We start from the raw sequence: 17581 nt of genomic DNA on the forward strand, positions 1-17581 counted from the left end.
TGAAAACTCACGAACTGGCAGGTCAAATTTTTCCCGATGAGGACGATTTAGCGATCGCTGTTAAACAAGGGATCGAAGCTCGCGCTCAAAAAGGAGGATACGAAACTCACTGTTTTAAGTTTAATTCTGCCTAGCTACTTAAGTCGTCCACACAACAAAAGACGGAGATGATAAAATCTTCAATAGAAATCATAGGTTTCACTAGGGCTAGAGGGTTGATACTTCTAGGATGACTGAGTGAGACCTTTCTTTGCCACTTTTTTTCTTTGTTGCACACGGGATTATATAGACAATTCTCAAAAACCGATGCTACTATGAACATATCTTGACCACTATTCCTTAAGCGATAACCAAGCTCAACGGGTCGTGTTGCCAGAAAAAGTATGGGCTTCGGCCGTGAGATCAGGCTTCGACGGTGAGATCAGCGTTCGACCGAGCGTTCGACAAAAGCTCACGCGGCTCGACTGAGCTCGCCGAACGTCCGAAGTCTCACGCCGAAGTCCGAACCGCCGAACGGTCTTAGGAACTAGGACGGATGCCGGTGGAGGGAAGGTAAGACTGGCTATCTTTCGGGGTAGAAAGCGCATCCCATTGAAGCAGGAAGCTCTCAACGACCTTGAGAGTAGTTCACAATGAGGTTCTACTTCTTAGTTCAAGCAAAATAACGATCACCTTGTACTCGAACAAAACCGTTACCAAGAAGATGTATGACCTAAATGCCATGTCCTGAGTATAAATCTACCCATATTCGTAAAATTGGTTACCTAGTTCCTAACTTGTATGTGGCCACTCGACCTAATTATCCAGAGGCTCTATTTCAAGAGATAATAAACCGCGTTCCTCTTCCTCGCGATCGAGCTTTAGATTTGGGAGCGGGAACGGGTTTATCAACTTTACCTTTGTGTCCTTGGTTTAACCAAGTTCTAGCTGTCGAACCGAATGAAGGAATGGCTGCTAAGTTGCGGAATTTGTCCCCCAAAATAGAAGTTCGACAATGCAGCATTGAAGAATTCAGTGAAAGACCTGAAAGTATTGACCTGATTACGCTGGGAAATGTACTCTATTGGGTTGATCGCTCTGTGGTGGAAAAAAAAGTCCTAAACTGGCTTCGCCAAGAAGGCATCTTTGCTGCTTATCGTTATGGAGTCCCTCGTCCTCCTGAAACGATACGAGGCATTTTAGAAACTGAGTTAACCGAACGTTGGCATTCATTTCGACATCCTCGACTTTTAGATGAGGATTATTCTCGTCGGTTTATTGCTGAGCAATCTGAACTTAAAGCAATTCAGGTTTTGACGGTTCCTCATGTGATTTTCTGGGATACTCAACAACTGATCGGTTATTTTTGTAGCACATCCTATTGCTCAGCTTACGTAAAAACGCTGGCCAATCCCGAACAATACGTTACCGACTTAGAAAGCAAGATTAGTGATACTATAGGTTATAGTTCTTTTCCAGTAGATTTCAGTCTGGAACTGATAATTGCTCAGAAGAAGTAAAACTTTTTTCTTTGATTTAGCAAGGTTTATTTATGTATATTGACCCTGTTTATTTGACGAAAGAACAGCTTGTTGTTTCCCTCACTGATAGTTCTGAAGTTGATCGAGTTGATATTGTTGAAGAGATCGCCACAAAATTAACAACTTATCAAGTTGCAGTCCTTCGCTCGTCTTCAGAAAATAAATTTAATTTAGCCTCTCTCAAAAATGTATTAGGAGAAGAATTTCCCTATGATTCTCCTTCCTCGGAAAAAGTCTATCTGCAAGCAGAAACAGATAAAAATCACTTTTTGTTAACCTACGATCCCAGGGCTATTTCCTATCAGGTTGCACTCAATTCTCGTGGTTCGCTCTCTCTCCATACAGATGGAACAACTTCTTCCTCTATTACGCCAGTATTTATCGTATTTTGTCATCTTTCTCACCCTCAATCTGGAGGATTAACCCGTGTGGCTGGGGGAGCTAGACTTGTACATTTTTTGGCTCGGTATTATCCCGAAGAGTTTTTAGCATTATGTCAACCCAATTGCGTCATTTCCCAAATCGCAGATGGTAGCCGCAGCAAAGAACATACGGTTTTTGAAATTCAAGATAATCAAATCTTCATTTATTATCGAAACGACCAGACCAGACAAATGCTTCCTCAAGCAGGAAAAAATTACCATCGAGTTCAAAAAGGTTTAGAAATTATCGCTCATTATCTGCAACAAGAAAGTAATTATATCCGACTTAATGCCTACGCCAATGAAGTTATTATTATTCCCAATCAATCAACTCTGCACGGACGAGATGAGTATGTCGATGGGGAGGGTCAAGTCAGACAGGTTCAAGGGGTGATGTATTCAGGAAAACAGGCGAACAAGCGACTTCCTCAAGGGATTAAACCCGTACCCGGAACTCATCTTGATCGTCTAGTTGAACGCCTATCGACCTTGAGGAGGGAAGAACATTCAGCCTTAAAACTCGAACCCAAAGATTTTGCTGAAATTCTCGACTGGGAATCTTGGGCAAATTTAGTTTGTCGCATCCCTTATACTTATCAGTGATAAGCTGTAAGTAACTCATTGCAATTAAATATAAAACACAGGCTAGAATCCTGTTCCACTTAAATGCTTATGAGCTTATAATCAGGGACAACTGAAGTCGCTACTAAGCTGTTAAGCATCTAAATTGGTCTATGGGGATAAGGGAACAGGGAACAGGGAACGGTGAACAGTACGGGTTATCTGCTTTTTTAGCTAACTTAACAATACCCAGTTTAAATGCGTCTTAGCTTACTAACTAGGAAATTTGTCAACTGGATTTTCTCAGGTAGATTTAGCATAAGATATTAGATATTTGATGCTAATATTCTACTTGGACTGGGTTGACAATTCCCTTTAAGTTGCTATAATCAATCTTGGCATTTTTCATTTTCTTCTACTTGTAATGACCATTTATTTTTTCAAAGAAACCGATCCAATCTATGGGTGCTTTTCCAATTTCTCGGATTACGGATTTGAACTAGATGGTGTCTGGTGGCCGACATCAGAACATTATTTTCAAGCTCAAAAGTTCGCCGGAACTGACCATGTTGAAGCCATCAGACAAGCTGTCACTCCAACTGAGGCCACCAAAATGGGACGCGATCGCAATCGTCCGTTGCGTTCCGATTGGGAAGACGTGAAAGATTCGATCATGCAGCGTGGAGTTCTGCATAAATTTCAAACTAATAAAGAAATTCGCCAAGTTCTTTTAAGTACAGGAGACGAACAGATTATAGAAGAAGCACCCCATGAGGAATATTGGGGTTCGGGTAAGGATGGAAACGGAAAAAACCGGATGGGACAAATTTTAATGGCTGTACGACAGGAATTACGTCAATCTCAAGAAATATTGTAATAATGACACAGCTTACTCTGGTAATTGGTAATAAAAACTACTGCTCTTGGCCCCTACGACCTTGGTTAGCAATGAAGCAGTTTGGCATTGAATTTAACGAAATTCGGATTCCGATTTATACTCCTGAATCCGAACAACAAATTCGACAATATTCACCAACTGGGAAAAGGCCAGTTCTCGTAGAAGATCAACTTAAGATTTGGGATTCTCTAGCAATTTTTGAATATTTAGCGGAACGGTTTCCTAACTTTCACTGGTGGCCTTTAGAACGAACAGAACGAGCAGTAGCACGCTCTATTTGTGCAGAGATGCACTCAGGCTTTTCTCATCTGCGCCAAAAAATGCCATTCAATTGTCGAGCAAAATTGCCCGGTAAAGGAATGACACCTGAAGTCGCCAAAGATATTGATCGCATCACGACAATTTGGCAAGATTGTCGGCAAAGATTCGGTGGTAGCGGTCAAATGTTATTTGGTGAATTCACAATCATTGATGCAATGTTCGCTTCGGAAGTCTTGCGTTTTCACACTTACGAGGTCAAAGTTAATTCTGAGTCTAAAGACTATATGGAAGCGATTTTAGCACTTCCATCTGTCCAAGAATGGCTTCAAGATGCCAATTCCGAAGTAGAGGTCGTACCTCAATTTGAGCTTTAGCTAAATTTTGGAGATTTATTAACTAAAAAAGGAGAAATTGAATGAGTGGTATTGTGATTTTTCGCTCTCAAGACGAGCCGATATCTCAGACGAATTTCAAGCGCTCCCTAGATGCTTTAAGCCATCAAGGTTTGCATCGCCAAAATATTTGGATATCGGAAAATGAAAAAGTGGGTTTGGGTCATACCAAACTGAGTATCATCGATGATCTGAGTGGGGATCAACCCCTCTCAGATGGGGAGCGAACCCGCTACATTGTCGCCAACGGTGAGTTTTATGACTTGGGTTCGGTTAAACAACAATTGAAACAACAAGGCTATTCATTTCAAACTGATAGCAGCAGTGAAATTGTCCTCCACCTCTACGATAGACTGGGAACTCAATGCTTGGATAAACTTCGAGGTGAATTTGCTTTTGCGATTTGGGATGAACGTAACCAGTTATTATTTGCTGCTCGCGATCGCTTTGGCGTTAAACCCTTATACTATACTGTTTATAATCGAACAGTGTATTTAGCCTCAGAAGTTAAAGCCTTATTTGCTGCTGGTGTTCCTGCTCACTGGGATCAGGAATCTTTTTTCTTGACTGACAGTGGTGTTTTACCGCCAAATAATACGCTATTTGCTAATATCTATCAAGTTCCAGGTGGATGTTTTTTAATTGCTTCTGATTCAGGTATCCAAATTCATCGATATTGGGATTTTAATTATCCTTTAATCGGCGATTCTTCCACTCAACTAACTCAAGAAGATTATATTGAAAAACTCCGCCATACCTTAGATGAAGCGATCAAAATTCGCTTAAGAAGTGACATTTCCATCGGTTGCTATCTCAGCGGAGGAATCGACTCCTCGACAGTTCTGGGGATGGCATCAACTCATACTAGCAAACCGATTCAAGCCTTCACTATTAGTTTTGATCATGCAACTTATAACGAAGAAGCAATTGCTCGCGAAACCGCCCAGCAGATCGGGGCTGATTTTCACGTCGTTTCTCTCAGTAATGTAGAGCTAGCAGAACATTTTGCTGATGCGGTTTGCCAAGGAGAAATGCTCACTTATAATGCTCATACTCCCGCTAAATATCTATTGAGTCGAGCAACGCAAAATGCAGGATGTAACCTAGTTTTGATCGGAGAAGGTTCCGACGAAACTTTTGGAGGATATGCTCACTTTTGCCAAGATATGTTACGACAAATTACGGCGGGACAAGATGAAAAGACAACCAGAAAGCTACTAGAAGAGTTGAAGCAAAATAGTAAACAAATCTCTCCTGCTTTATTTGTAGAAGGAGGCGCAGAAGCCTTAGAAAGTGTTCGTCAAAGTCTGGGATTTATTCCTGCTTGGATGGAACGGCGGGTTCGGCTCAAAATTGATGGGATTTATTCAGATGAATTTATGGCTCAATTTTCTCAGCGAGATGCCTATCGTATCTTTTTAAATCACATTGATGTTATCGGACAACTAAAAGGACGAGAATCGGTCAATCAATCGATGTATTTATGGTGTAAAACTCACTTACCTGTCTATGTGTTGCGGGTGATGGGAGAGAGTGTAATTCGATACCACGGGATTGAAGGACGCTTACCATTTTTAGACCGCAAAGTGGTCGAATTAGCAACTCAGATTCCTGGAGAACTAAAAATTCACAAATTTACTGGGAAATATATCTTGCGAGAAGCAGCACGACCGTTTCTCACTGATACAGTTTATGCTGGCAAAAAACATTCTTTACTCGCACCGCCTTCTACGTTTGATCCTCAAGGAGCCTTTTTTCAATTGGTTCAAGATACACTGCGAGGATCGGTAATGGCAGCCGTTCCCTTTTATAATCAAACAAAGGCGATTCAACTACTTGATCGAATTCCCGAGATGGATGATATTGAAAAAACAGCGCTCGAAGTTCCTTTGATGAAAATGTTGAGTGCTTGTTTTCTGCAAGAACGGTTTGGCTTGGCCTAAAAATCTAAATAATGGAAGAGTTTACCATGAGAGGTCATCATGATATCGGAGGTTTACCCTCTGGAACTATTGAAAGTTCGGAACACGATATTGCTTTGTGGGAAAAGCAGGTTGATGCTATCGAAGCACTTCTTAGCAAAATGAATCCCCCTTTAGTCCGCGATGATGAATTGCGACGAGGGATTGAAAACTTAGATGCTGATGATTACGAAAAACTGGACTACTATGAACGTTGGATTGTTGTTATTCGTCACATTTTGCTTGAGAAAAATCTATTTACTGTTGATGACTTAGAACAGAAAATCAGGGAAATCTCATCTCGATTTGATCCCAAATCTTACCTTTAAAACGCCTGAAAACACTATAGTGACATCAATCCCCCCCCCGTTCCCTGTTCCCTGTTCCCTCCTCTTAAAGTGTTAGTTTTGCATGACAGATTCGGTAGAACCTTTTAGCTTGAGCAAGATGATACTATTGCTATATGAGCCAATACTTTAATCTGGGAGAGCAAGTGATTGTCCGTGCGTTGTATCCTCTTGGTCATACTCGCACACCTTTTTATATTCGTGGTAAAATTGGTGTAATTGTGCGCGTTTTGGGAAAATTTCCCAATCCAGAAGCCCTCGCTTACGGAAAAGATGATCTGGAATTACACTGGCTTTATTGCGTACAATTTCAGCAAAGTCATGTGTGGGATAATTATACAGGCTCTCCTCAAGATACAATTACTGTTGATATTTATGAACACTGGCTAGAACCAGTCTGAAATAATGCAAAATCCATTCTCCCACGACCATCACGAACACGAAATTATCGTTGATAATGAGCAGCCATTAACGGACTATCAACTTCTCACACTGGCGATTCAAGAACTACTAATTGAAAAAGGAATTGTCACTGCTACTCAGATTAGAGAAACAATTGAAGCAATGGATGCTCGTAGTCCAGCTTTGGGGGCGAAAATGGTAGTACGAGCCTGGTTAGATTCAAACTACAAAGCGCGTTTGCTAAAGGATTGTAAAGCCGCAGCTTGGGAATTAGGGATTGATATTGGTAGCAGTCGCGTGGTGGTTGTCGAGAACACTCCACAAGTTCATAATGTAATTGTTTGTACTCTATGTTCTTGCTACCCACGCATGATTTTAGGATTGCCTCCAGATTGGTACAAAAATAAAGCCTATCGCTCACGAGTAGTCCGAGAACCCCGTGCTGTACTAGCAGAATTTGGCACAATCATACCAGATAATGTAGAAATCCGTGTTCATGATAGCACGGCTGAAATGCGGTATTTAGTTTTGCCGCAGCGACCAGAAGGAACAGAGAAACTAGATTTAGAAGCACTAGAAACTCTAGTGATGCGAGATGCTATGATTGGAGTTGCACTGCTCAAGCAAGCTAATTAAACCTGACACTTATGGAACCCAAAAACCAAAATTCTAAGACTTATAAACCTTTGCCCATTACTGGCATATCATTAATCCACTGGATCAAATTGATTTTGAGAAATGGGGGCATCGATCTAAAATATTTACCCAAAGCCTTGTATGTTTCGGCTCAAAGTATTAAAAATACCCCTTTAATTCTAAAAGAACGAGTTGAGTTTGACAAAGAAGTTGAGAACGTTCAACTTGAAAACTCTCCTGTTTTTATTATTGGTCATTGTCGCAGTGGTACAAGCTATTTACATCATTTAATCGGTCAAGATCCCAATTGGGGATATATTACCAAAGCTCAAGTCTTAGTGGGTGGCTCAGAATTTTTTCTGGGAAGTCCTCAAAAAGTTGAAAATTGGGCAAGTCGGGTTTACCCAACTCCGAGAAAAACCGATTCTTTAGTCTTGCACGCTGATGACCCAGCCGAGGAAGAAATTGCGCTGGTTAATAGTAGTCTATCCTCATTTTATGAAGGGTTTTATTTTCCTAAAAAGATTAAGTTTATTTTTCAAAAATGCGTTTTGTTTCAAGGTGATGAATCAGAGAAAACAGCTTGGAAAAATGACTATAAGCGAATGTTGTCAAGGATTCATCTAAGTGTAGGTGGTAAAAGACTTCTCATCAAAAATCCTCTCAACGGCGGTCGCATAAAGTTACTGTTAGATTTATTCCCAGATGCAAAATTTATTCATATTTTAAGAAATCCCTATGACGTTTATGCTTCGACGGTGAAACTGTATCAAATCATTGTTCCCGAATGGACATTTCAAACAATTAATGAAGCGGAAATGAAGGAAAATATTTTGTTCTTTTATCAAGAACTAATGAATCGATATTTCCTTGACAAAAATCTAATTCCTCCAGAAAACTTAGTAGAAATTAAGTATGAAAATTTCATTGGCAATGAAATAGAAACTTTAAGCCAGATCTATCAACAGTTTAACCTACCCGGATTTGCAGAAGCAAAACCCAGATTTGCTCATTTCATTGAAGAAGAAACCAAAAGACACAAGGAATATAAAGAGCGAGACAATAGAAGTAAAAAAAAGCTGGATCAAGAAACAATGGTTAAGCTAGAAAAAGCCTGGAAGCCCATTATTGACAAATGGAACCAAATGTAGTAGATTAGTGAAGTTATAAAAATATAACAAACATGGAAATTTGTGAAAAAAATCCTCGAATTTGGGAACTAAACTCAGAGCAACGTCAACTTCTTCCATCTGATTTAGATATCGAATTCTATCGACAACATGGTTGGTATATCTCGAAACCGCTATTTTCAGAATCAGAAATTGATCGAGCTAAGGAAGGAATTGAACGCTTTTATCAAGGTCATCGCGATAGTCAATTACCCGTCGCGTTGCCAGATTTTGAGGATTGGACACCGAATCAGGGAGACGGGCTAAGAATTAATGAATTTCTGGTTCAGCGAAACCGACAAATTCATCAATTATCCCAGAATTATCTAATTGGAGCCATTGCTGCTTTACTAACAGGTAGCCACCAAATTCGCTTATTCAGCAGTAGCCTGTATTATAAACCACCGAAGACTCAATCGGTGGAAACTACCATCGGTTGGCATCATGATCGTGGGTATTGGAAAACTTGCAGGTCAGATAATATGATTAGTGCGTGGATTCCTCTACACGATTGTGATGAAAGTATGGGAACTTTGACGATGATTGATGGTAGTCATTTGTGGACTGAACCTAATGGAATCTCACAAGGGTTTTCCCATTTTGCTAAATCTGATCGAAACGAACAAGAGAATATTTTGCTGGTTCATGCTCAAGGAAGACCAATTGATAAAGTCCCCATGAATCTCAAAAAGGGACAAGTCAGTTTTCATCATTGTTTGACTTTTCATGGCAGTCCTTCTAATACTAGCAGTCAGCCGAGAATTGCGATTGCTTTCCATCTACAAGATAAAGACAATCAATATCGTCTTCACCGCCAAGAAAACGGTAATATTCACGTTCACAATAATGATCGTCTCTGTCGTAAATTAGCAGACGGAACACCTGATTACACTGATCCAGTTTTTTGTCCTATTTTATGGGAAGGTAATCCCCGAATATTTAAATAGGGTTTGCTGAAAAATTCAATTGGCTGGTGATGGGGTGGGAGAAGGATTTTAACAAGTGGCTTAAGCCACTTGTCCCTGTACCTCATACAACTGCATACCGCTATATTTTGAGATTTCCTATCCCCCCCCTACTTGCTAGTCATTGTGATAAATGATACAATTACCATTGAAATTTCTTCAATAGAAAGATTAAAATTAATGAATCATCCCATTTTAGCCATCGAAATTGGTGCTGGCGATCTCAATTTAATCAATAACTGGGTTTCTCAAGGAAACCTGAAAAATTTAGCCAAGTTGTTAGAAGGAGGAGCGTCAGGAACACTAGAAAACATCGACTATTATACAACCGAAACAAAATGGACAATCTTTTTAACTGGTTGTATGCCGAAAACTACTGGATATTGGGGTCCTTTAAAGTTTCATGACGGTACATACGAAATGCAACGTCAGCAGCAGTCATATAACTTTACTCAATATCCACCATTCTACAGTTTAGCCAAAGAATCTCAAATCGCTGTTTTTGATATACCACAAACGATTGTATCGGATCAAGTTCAAGGCGTACAGGTTTTGGGGTGGGGGTGTCATGCTCCTTATGTAGTCAATCAATCCCAACCACCTCAATTATTAGAAGACTTAGTGAGCAAATTCGGTGAGCATCCGACTTTCCGGCGGGATTTTATCAATAACTGGTGGGACCCAAAAATAGTTACCAAGTTTTGTAACGATCTTAAAACGGGAATTTCTCGTCGAACCGATATTTGTAAATTTTTACTAAAACAACAAAATTGGGACTTATTTTTAACTGGATTTAGTGAACCTCATCCTGCTGGTCATCACTATTATCATCTCAGTCAACCCGATCATCCTTTATACCCGTATAAAGATCAAAATGGAGCGGTTGACGATTTGATGCTCGAACTCTACGAAGCGACCGATTCTGCGATTGGAGAACTAATCGAAGCTGCACCTAAAGATGCTCATATTCTGATTTATTCCCTACAAGGAATGACAAATAACTCCACTGATTTACCCAGTATGGTGTTTTTACCAGAGTTATTGTATCGGTTTAGTTTTCCTGGGAAAGTCGCCCTCGCAGCGGGGGAAAAAGATCAGCTTTCTCCACCTATATTCCCTCATTTGGATCGCAAAACTTGGGCGAGTGAAGTTTGGAAATTGAAGTGGGATCGTAATCCAATTCAAAGGTTTTTAAGAGGGCGAGTATCTGACGAATTTCAAGAGGCAATCGATCAATGGTTGAGCGCAAAAAATTCACCCGACTTAGATTCTCCTTTTCAATTATACAAAGAAAAGTCTTTGTACGCTTGGCAACCTACCATGTGGTATAAACCTTTTTGGTCAAAAATGAAAGCATTTGCGCTCCCGACATTTGCGGTAGAAGGATTTATTCGGATTAATTTAAAAGATCGAGAACCTAACGGTATTGTTGAACCTGAAAATTATGATAAACTGTGTGAAGAATTAACTCAGCATCTCTATGATCTTAAAGATGCTCGAACGGGAAAATCAGTGATTAAAAAAGTTGTTCGGACTCGAGAAAATATTCTCAATCAAGACCCAGATTTGCCTAATGCTGATCTCGTAGTGGTAATGGCAGATTGTCCCAGTGATGTAGTTGACAGTCCCCAATTTGGGCGCATTGGTCCAGTTCCCTATCATCGGACTGGTGGTCATCCACCGGAAGGATTTTTGATTGCGAAAGGGTTAGGAATTGCGCCAAATTCTCAACTTCCAAAGGGTCATGTCCTAGATTTACCACCAACAATTTTAAAGCTGATGGGAGTACCATCTCCTGAATATTTTGAAGGTAAGTCACTCTTGTGATTAGACTTTGGGAAAAAAATTGCCTCGCAGTTTTATTGTGTCAAACTATTGCAATTAATAACTTTAAAAAGCATGAAAATCTCGAAAAATTTACCCAATCTTGGTGGTAGTATCTCCCCCAATTTGCTTGAAGGAGAAAAGATAGGTCAAATCGAAAGAGTGCATTTAGTCGCCAATCGAATTATGCGATTAAATGCCATTGAAAAAGGAATTGAATTGATTGACATGGGAACTGACTACTATTACCCATTTTATCATGAATACGAACCAACCAAACAAGCTTTACAAGCGTTAGGAAGCTACGCTGATGAAGTATTACACTATCCATCTTCTTACGGTTTAATTTCCCTGCGTAGTTCTTTTCAAGACTTTATGTCAACTCAGTTCAATGTCGAGCTAGATTTGCATCAAGAAATTATGATTACCACTGGAGCATCTCAAGTTTTTGATGCTCTATCTCGGTCTTTTGCTGGAACTTATGTGCTGATTCCAGAGTTTACGTTATCCACAGTAGCAATTATTGCTGGTGGTAATGGGGCAAAATTAATCCGTTTACCAGTCGGAGAATGTGGATTTTTCGATTTGATTGAAGCAGAAAAGATCGTCAATAATTTGCCTGAAAAATCTATCCGTTTTCTGTATTTAAATTCTCCCTGTAATCCCAACGGAAAAGTAGCTAAATGGGAGTATCTAAATGAGTTAGTACAATTTGCCTTAAGACAGGAAATTCTAATTTTACACGACATGGATTCGTGGTACACTACTCACAATAATGAAACGGATTTGGTTAATATTTTAGAAATTCCCCAAGCAAAACGATGTAGCCTCACAGTATTATCCCTGAGTAAAGAGTTTGGATTACCCGGACTACGAATTGGTTTGGTGGCCGGAAATGATTATGCAATCAATGTAATTCGGATGCACAATTCAACTTTTTCTGTGATGATTCCAGAGGTTTGTCAGTATGCAGCAAAAGCAGCCTTAGACAGTTTTAATGCGGAACACCAAAAACCAGAAATCAATGAATATGTCGGCTATTTAATTAAAAAATCTATCGCCGGATGGCAAAGCATGGGATGGCCGCCAGAAGCGATTCACTCTCCAGATGGAGGATTTAAATATTTACTCTCAGTCCCACCGCATCTACAATCTCAAGGGGAATTTACCGCAGTTGAATTATTTGATTATTACGTCCTCAGTCGCGCTTATGTTAAATTATCAACTATTCGCTCTTTTAATCCAGAAAGACAACAATATATCCGGCTAATAGTCATGCAAAATGAAGCACTATTAGAAGAAGCTTTCAGAAGAATGAAAGAGATTGGTGTAGATTACCATTCGATGCAATTACCAGATTCTCTTGGTCAAGAATATGCTACTCTAATTAAAGAAAATATCGGCGGAGATTTTTAGATTTTAGATTTTGGCTCTCTTGTTCACAATCAAATTAGACTATCAATTAAGTTAGTCCAAAACGTTCTTGAAGACAACAAGCACTGAGCATTTTCATCAATGTAACATCTATTGACGCTTGCTGGCTTTCGCTCATTTCTGGTAGTTGATCAAGTAATTCAATCACCGCTTTATGATTATAAAAAGGAACAGCAGCCATTGCCGAACTACGAAGAGTATCTTGCATAAATTGATGCAAGGGTTGCTGGGGTTGAAAACTTGAAGGTGGAACCAGAAAAGGATGCTTCTGTCGAGAATAAATGGTTTCTGTAATAAAAGGACGGGTAGCTTCTCGCAAGATATATTTTTCGGTCAACCCATTAATTTTTAAAGTAATTGGTAGCCGACCAATAAATTCTACAACTTGATGATCCAAAAAAGGTAAGCGTCCTTCCAAAGAATGAGCCATCTCTACTCCATCCCCAAGCATTCTCAAAATATAATTAGGTAAGTGAGTTTTTGACCATAAATACAAAGATTGATTAACTGGTTCTCGTTGTTGAAGTTGTCCGACAAAATCGATATTATTTAAAAATAAACGATAAGCATCTCGCTGCCTAAAGCGATTACGAAACGCGGCGGAATAAACTGGAACAGATTTGAGTCGGACTCTTCTTTCCATCCAAGCTGGGGTGAATCCTAAACTATTAGAAATACTTGCCAGATATTGAGTTTCTACCGCGCCAAATTGACCAGGAGAAATTTTATTTTTTTGTTGTAATTCTTCTAAAAGGTTTTGTCTTCTCGACTCTGCTAACCCTTGAGTTCCATGACGCAACATATCTACACAAAAATGAATATAGCCACCGAAAATTTCGTCTGCACCTTCTCCAGTCAGTACAACTTTATATCCGGCATTTCTGGCGGCACGACTCAAAATATACTTGGCGGTTGTGTGCGCGTTATAACAAAGCATTTCACCCTGACAAACGGCATCAGCAAAATTCTCGGCTAAGTCAGATTGAGTAATAGGAACAACTTGGAGATTCGCTCCTGCGTATTGAGCAGTTTCAGCAGCAATGGCTTGTTCATTATATTCAGTGCGCTCAAAACTAAGGGTAAATGCCTGAATCGATTGAGTAGTATAACGAGATGCCATGCCTAATATAGCTGATGAATCTAAACCACCACTGAGATAACAGCCAACCGGAACATCTGCTCTTAAACGAAGTCGAATTGCTTCATCAAGAATTTCTCGCAGTTCTTCCACATATTCTTGTGCTGAAATTTGCGGTTTTTTGGTCTCAATTTGGGGATAATCAAAATCCCAGTAACGATGTAGTTGGATGCCTGCGTCTGAAGCAAGCATAAAATAGCCTGGTGGCACTTGATAAATATTAGAAAATAGGGTATTGTGCGGTGGTAAAACACCACTGTCAAGCAAATGAAATGATTCCCAATCCCAAGCAGCAGGGACTCCGGCTGCTAGGATTGCTTTGATTTCAGAGGCGAGGTAAAGAGTGTCTTGATATATGGTATAATATAGGGGTTTGATGCCAAATCGATCGCGGGCAGCAAATACAAGTTGGTTGCGTTCGTCCCACAAAACAAAGGCAAATTCACCCCGCAAATAAGATAAACACTGGGTGCCAAAACGATCATAAAGATGCAAAGCAATTTCACTATCAGACTTGGTTTGTAGCGAATATCCCCATTGCTTTAATTGTCGCTGAATTCGTTCAAAATCATAAAATTCTCCATTGGCAATAATTCGTAAACTACCATCGCGATTAGCAATCGGTTGATTGCCAGAATTAAGATCAATAATGCTGAGCCGAGTATGTCCCAAGCCAATCCGAAAATTGTCAGCAATCCAGATACTTTGTTGATCGGGTCCGCGATGTTTTAGTGACAATACTGATCGCCTAAGCTGAGATTCTGCAATTATCCCTTTGAAACCAAATAAGGCAACAATACCACACATAAATTTTAATCTTTTTTGGTAGGAACTGAAGTACAGCAATCACCTTTGATGACAGTATGAACTTGCCACTCAGAGTTATTTTCTGGATAGTCTAAGCGGTAATGTCCACCCCGGCTTTCGGTGCGAAATGTAGCACTTTGGAGAAGCAAATAGGCGACATCTAATAAGTTCAAGATTGCCGCTAAAGACTTTAAGTATTCGGCAACTTCTCGGGAGGTAAATTGAACACATTGTTGAGGCTTTAGGTTTAGCAAATATTGACTAATTTTCCAGTTTTTTAACTCATATTGCCAAGTTTTGACAGTTGCCATCGCAGATTCCATAACGGTTTGGGTACGACAAATCCCAGCACTATTCCACATTAAAGCCGCTAAATCCTGTCGGTAGGTAGCAAGGCGATCAGCAGATGGAGCAACCCGATCGTTAATTTCAATTTGCTCTAGGAATACTGGTTCTGGGGATGAGGGGAAATTTTGATTTATTTCCTCAGACAAATCGTCTTCAATTTTAGCTAATTGGGAAGCAAAAACCAAGCATTCTAACAAGGAATTACTCGCCAACCGATTAGCGCCGTGAACGCCCGTACTTGCCGTTTCCCCAATGGCATATAACCCAGAAATTGAGGTACGATTCATCACATCACAGGCAATGCCTCCCATCCAATAATGGGCAGCGGGGGCAATCGGTATCAACTCGTTAAAAACATCAATTCCCCATTGCTGACACACTTGAATAATATTGGGAAACCGATGGCGAATTTTGTTAGGTTCTATCGGTCGCATATCTAAATAAACATGGGCATTGGCAGGATTTTCGGCAGTTTTTTGCAAGTGAAAATATATCGCCCGACTAACCACATCTCGATGCGCTAATTCTCCAGAAGGGTGATAATCAAAGGCAAAGCGTCGCCCCTCCTGATCGACTAAATGAGCCCCCTCTCCCCGTACTGCTTCACTAATTAAGAAGTGAGGTGCCCCCGGTTTCATTAATGCAGTGGGATGGAATTGGAAAAACTCCAGATCTCGAACTATTGCCCCGGCCCGCCAAGCGATCGCTATTCCATCTCCGGTACTCCCGACTGGGTTGGTGGTTTTGGCAAAAATCTGACCACCGCCACCCGTCGCCAACACCACCGCTTTTGCTTGAATCCAAGAAATTTGGTTTTGGGAGAGAATACTTATTCCCTGACAGTGGCGGGTTTGGGCGTTCAACCACAAACTCAGGGTAACGGCTTGGGAGAGAACTTGAATGTTGGGGCGTTCCAACACCGCCGCAACCAATACGTCCACAATTGCCCGCCCAGTAGTATCACGAGAGTGCAAAACTCGAGGATGAGAATGGGCCGCTTCCAAGGTGGTGGCTAAATTTTCCCCCTGGCGGTCAAAATTAACCCCCAGGTTCAGCAAAAAGGCGATCGCTTCAGTAGCATGATTCACCAAAAACTCTACCGCTTCGGGATCGCATAATCCCACTCCCGCTTTTAATGTATCTTCCAAATGTTGGTTGGGCGTATCTGGAGGATAGATAGCGGCAGCAATTCCCCCCTGCGCCCACGGACTAGAACCACTTTTAAGGTCATCTTTTGTTACCAATCCCACCCGTAAATGAGAGGGAATGCAAAGGCTAGCATAAAGTCCGGCAGCGCCACTACCGACCACCAAAACATCAAATTGATTCGGTACTTCTTTGATGGAGCTTGGGGAGTTGGGGGTTTGTTTCATGTTGTATTTAGCTTCAGATTTATATATATAGCGGTTTTCACAGAAGTGAGTCCCGATTGAAACTCTGAAACGCCTATCTATCAAGGGATTTACTATACCTTATTAGACTGAAACCCGCTATAGTATAATTTACAGTATATCACCAAATAAACTCTTAAGCAATAGCAATGGGGCTCTTCTCGTTTCTGTGTGGAAGGAAGAAGAATAGGGATAATTTTCCAGAAGTATAATCTTCAAAGCCTTGCCTAGCAAGACCCCTACGAATTGTGCGCACTGATTATAATAGAAAGTCGAGAAGACCGGCAATGTTTGTGAGTCGGGTGTTACTGAATTAACTCAACGATTTAAGTTTATGCGCGAAAGTGTAACATCCTATCGACAGCAATTTCTCGGTTTGGAGAAAAAAGCTTACTTTAATTATGGGGGACAAGGACTGCTTCCCCGAACTGCTCTAGATGCTATCTATTGCTGCTATCAAAAGTTACAGGAAGATGATCCTTTTTCTCGTCGAATCAATAATGATAAAACAGGTTTTTTGACGGAATTATCTCAGGCAACCCGTACTATTATTGCTTCCGAATTAGGGGTGACACCGGAGACGATTACTTTAACGGAAAATGTAACCGTTGGTTGTAATATTAGACTTGTTGTGTAATAGTGGCATAATGGGGAAGAAACAATGATTGGATATCCCCTTGAATGCTGAACATTGGCCGAATATTGCATCAAGATAGACTCTTGAGAGCGACCACAGGACTCAATAGAAGAGCGTTTGAGACCTTGTTAGAGAAATTTGAACAGGTGTATTTGGCGGAAGCAGACAACAGGGAAAAGCCAAGAAAAAGAAAAATCGGAGCTGGCAGGAAAGCTAGATTGCAAAGCATCAAAGAGAAATTATTAGACATCTCCAAAAATTTATAAGTCAGTCACAGCAAGGAAGACAGGCAGATTAGACCAAGAGTCAAAATTAGCTCTAAAAACCGATTAATCAGGGTTTAAAGAGACAAAATCGAATTTTGACGGAAAACTATGGCTAATTATAACGTCAATTACTTCCCCTGATTGCTCCCATTCTATTACTTCTAAAATTAGCGCACTAATTCTCAATCTTACTAAGCCACAA

General features: G+C 40.4%; 16 protein-coding genes. 14 read left to right on the forward strand and 2 right to left on the reverse strand.

Annotated features, from left to right (window positions below; translation table 11 throughout):
• The first annotated feature begins 716 nt into the window (after positions 1-716).
• The 12 genes from O9334_RS21465 to O9334_RS21520 all read left to right on the forward strand — a co-directional run bounded on the left by O9334_RS21465 (position 717) and on the right by O9334_RS21520 (position 12774).
• A complete protein-coding gene (locus tag O9334_RS21465; protein WP_052426677.1) occupies positions 717-1499 on the forward strand; it encodes a class I SAM-dependent methyltransferase in 783 nt (260 codons plus the stop codon).
• A gap of 32 nt (positions 1500-1531) precedes the next feature.
• The gene (locus tag O9334_RS21470) at positions 1532-2545 is read left to right on the forward strand and encodes a TauD/TfdA family dioxygenase (protein ID WP_045356775.1); all 1014 of its coding nucleotides are present in this window, start codon (positions 1532-1534) and stop codon (positions 2543-2545) included.
• A gap of 382 nt (positions 2546-2927) precedes the next feature.
• Positions 2928-3380, forward strand: a complete 453-nt coding sequence (ybiA, locus tag O9334_RS21475; protein ID WP_045356778.1) for a riboflavin biosynthesis intermediates N-glycosidase — start codon at positions 2928-2930, stop codon at positions 3378-3380.
• Between the two features lie 2 nt (positions 3381-3382).
• A complete protein-coding gene (locus O9334_RS21480) occupies positions 3383-4036 on the forward strand; it encodes a glutathione S-transferase family protein (protein ID WP_045356779.1) in 654 nt (217 codons plus the stop codon).
• A gap of 41 nt (positions 4037-4077) precedes the next feature.
• On the forward strand, positions 4078-5997 hold the full coding sequence (asnB, locus tag O9334_RS21485; protein WP_190381074.1) for an asparagine synthase (glutamine-hydrolyzing): 1920 nt from the start codon (positions 4078-4080) through the stop codon (positions 5995-5997).
• An 11-nt stretch (positions 5998-6008) separates the two neighbouring features.
• The gene (locus O9334_RS21490; protein ID WP_045356781.1) at positions 6009-6344 is read left to right on the forward strand and encodes an SH3-like domain-containing protein; all 336 of its coding nucleotides are present in this window, start codon (positions 6009-6011) and stop codon (positions 6342-6344) included.
• A gap of 134 nt (positions 6345-6478) precedes the next feature.
• The gene (locus tag O9334_RS21495) at positions 6479-6763 is read left to right on the forward strand and encodes an SH3-like domain-containing protein (RefSeq protein ID WP_045356782.1); all 285 of its coding nucleotides are present in this window, start codon (positions 6479-6481) and stop codon (positions 6761-6763) included.
• 4 nt (positions 6764-6767) lie between these two features.
• The gene (gene nthA, locus O9334_RS21500) at positions 6768-7400 is read left to right on the forward strand and encodes a nitrile hydratase subunit alpha (RefSeq protein WP_045356784.1); all 633 of its coding nucleotides are present in this window, start codon (positions 6768-6770) and stop codon (positions 7398-7400) included.
• An 11-nt stretch (positions 7401-7411) separates the two neighbouring features.
• Positions 7412-8551: a sulfotransferase family protein gene (locus O9334_RS21505; protein WP_288002410.1), complete on the forward strand. Its 1140-nt coding sequence runs from the start codon at positions 7412-7414 to the stop codon at positions 8549-8551.
• A 32-nt stretch (positions 8552-8583) separates the two neighbouring features.
• On the forward strand, positions 8584-9516 hold the full coding sequence (locus O9334_RS21510) for a phytanoyl-CoA dioxygenase family protein (RefSeq protein WP_045356788.1): 933 nt from the start codon (positions 8584-8586) through the stop codon (positions 9514-9516).
• A gap of 198 nt (positions 9517-9714) precedes the next feature.
• Positions 9715-11361, forward strand: a complete 1647-nt coding sequence (locus tag O9334_RS21515) for an alkaline phosphatase family protein (RefSeq protein ID WP_190381059.1) — start codon at positions 9715-9717, stop codon at positions 11359-11361.
• Positions 11362-11433: 72 nt separating this feature from the next.
• Positions 11434-12774, forward strand: a complete 1341-nt coding sequence (locus O9334_RS21520) for an aminotransferase class I/II-fold pyridoxal phosphate-dependent enzyme (protein ID WP_190381058.1) — start codon at positions 11434-11436, stop codon at positions 12772-12774.
• Positions 12775-12820: 46 nt separating this feature from the next.
• Here the strand turns inward: O9334_RS21520 and asnB (O9334_RS21525) are convergent, their stop codons facing one another.
• Both asnB (O9334_RS21525) and nadB read right to left on the reverse strand, forming a co-directional pair.
• Positions 12821-14737: an asparagine synthase (glutamine-hydrolyzing) gene (gene asnB, locus O9334_RS21525; protein ID WP_045356796.1), complete on the reverse strand. Its 1917-nt coding sequence runs from the start codon at positions 14735-14737 to the stop codon at positions 12821-12823.
• A 5-nt stretch (positions 14738-14742) separates the two neighbouring features.
• Positions 14743-16458, reverse strand: a complete 1716-nt coding sequence (gene nadB / locus O9334_RS21530; RefSeq protein ID WP_080754234.1) for an L-aspartate oxidase — start codon at positions 16456-16458, stop codon at positions 14743-14745.
• 352 nt (positions 16459-16810) lie between these two features.
• On the opposite strand from nadB, the gene O9334_RS21535 reads away from it, so the two are divergent.
• Positions 16811-17113 carry an aminotransferase class V-fold PLP-dependent enzyme gene (locus O9334_RS21535; RefSeq protein ID WP_045356799.1) on the forward strand — a complete coding sequence of 101 codons (303 nt, stop codon included), beginning with the start codon at positions 16811-16813 and terminating at the stop codon, positions 17111-17113.
• A 44-nt stretch (positions 17114-17157) separates the two neighbouring features.
• The gene (locus O9334_RS21540) at positions 17158-17379 is read left to right on the forward strand and encodes a hypothetical protein (RefSeq protein WP_288002419.1); all 222 of its coding nucleotides are present in this window, start codon (positions 17158-17160) and stop codon (positions 17377-17379) included.
• Positions 17380-17581 lie beyond the last annotated feature (202 nt).

The organism is Microcystis sp. LE19-8.1F, from assembly GCF_027531715.1.
Lineage (GTDB): Bacteria > Cyanobacteriota > Cyanobacteriia > Cyanobacteriales > Microcystaceae > Microcystis > Microcystis wesenbergii_A.

Coding starts and splice junctions, on each gene's coding strand:
- O9334_RS21465 (WP_052426677.1), top strand. CDS start 717: ATGCCATGTCCTGAGTATAAATCTACCCATATTCGTAAAATTGGTTAC.
- O9334_RS21470 (WP_045356775.1), top strand. CDS start 1,532: ATGTATATTGACCCTGTTTATTTGACGAAAGAACAGCTTGTTGTTTCC.
- ybiA (WP_045356778.1), top strand. CDS start 2,928: ATGACCATTTATTTTTTCAAAGAAACCGATCCAATCTATGGGTGCTTT.
- O9334_RS21480 (WP_045356779.1), top strand. CDS start 3,383: ATGACACAGCTTACTCTGGTAATTGGTAATAAAAACTACTGCTCTTGG.
- asnB (WP_190381074.1), top strand. CDS start 4,078: ATGAGTGGTATTGTGATTTTTCGCTCTCAAGACGAGCCGATATCTCAG.
- O9334_RS21490 (WP_045356781.1), top strand. CDS start 6,009: ATGGAAGAGTTTACCATGAGAGGTCATCATGATATCGGAGGTTTACCC.
- O9334_RS21495 (WP_045356782.1), top strand. CDS start 6,479: ATGAGCCAATACTTTAATCTGGGAGAGCAAGTGATTGTCCGTGCGTTG.
- nthA (WP_045356784.1), top strand. CDS start 6,768: ATGCAAAATCCATTCTCCCACGACCATCACGAACACGAAATTATCGTT.
- O9334_RS21505 (WP_288002410.1), top strand. CDS start 7,412: ATGGAACCCAAAAACCAAAATTCTAAGACTTATAAACCTTTGCCCATT.
- O9334_RS21510 (WP_045356788.1), top strand. CDS start 8,584: ATGGAAATTTGTGAAAAAAATCCTCGAATTTGGGAACTAAACTCAGAG.
- O9334_RS21515 (WP_190381059.1), top strand. CDS start 9,715: ATGAATCATCCCATTTTAGCCATCGAAATTGGTGCTGGCGATCTCAAT.
- O9334_RS21520 (WP_190381058.1), top strand. CDS start 11,434: ATGAAAATCTCGAAAAATTTACCCAATCTTGGTGGTAGTATCTCCCCC.
- asnB (WP_045356796.1), bottom strand. CDS start 14,737: ATGTGTGGTATTGTTGCCTTATTTGGTTTCAAAGGGATAATTGCAGAA.
- nadB (WP_080754234.1), bottom strand. CDS start 16,458: ATGAAACAAACCCCCAACTCCCCAAGCTCCATCAAAGAAGTACCGAAT.
- O9334_RS21535 (WP_045356799.1), top strand. CDS start 16,811: ATGCGCGAAAGTGTAACATCCTATCGACAGCAATTTCTCGGTTTGGAG.
- O9334_RS21540 (WP_288002419.1), top strand. CDS start 17,158: ATGCTGAACATTGGCCGAATATTGCATCAAGATAGACTCTTGAGAGCG.